Origin of the sequence: Janthinobacterium rivuli (genome assembly GCF_009208735.1) — a bacterium.
Lineage (GTDB): Bacteria > Pseudomonadota > Gammaproteobacteria > Burkholderiales > Burkholderiaceae_D > Janthinobacterium.
The window spans coordinates 1-305 of sequence record NZ_WFLJ01000084.1 but is presented as its reverse complement, the minus strand read 5'-3'; the positions used below and the strand labels follow the sequence as shown (position 1 = coordinate 305).

Annotated in this window: 1 rRNA gene; it reads right to left on the bottom strand. The window is 51.5% G+C overall.

Annotation, left to right across the window (positions count from 1 at the left end):
• Positions 1-305 (bottom strand): 23S ribosomal RNA (locus tag GCN78_RS29030); the annotation flags it as partial.

Below are 305 nucleotides of genomic sequence, written 5' to 3'. Positions count from 1 at the left end.
CCTTCTCCCGAGTTCTCTCAAGCGCCTTAGAATACTCATCTCGCCCACCTGTGTCGGTTTGCGGTACGGTCTCGTATGACTGAAGCTTAGAGGCTTTTCTTGGAACCACTTCCGATTGCTTCGTGAATAAATTCACTCGTCTCAACCCCTTGAATTGCGCGCCCGGATTTGCCTAAGCGCCTTCTATGAGCCAAAAACCAACTATTCCAACAGTTGGACAACCTTCCGCGATCCGTCCCCCCATCGCATCATACGACGGTGCAGGAATATTAACCTGCTTCCCATCAGCTACGCATCTCTGCCTC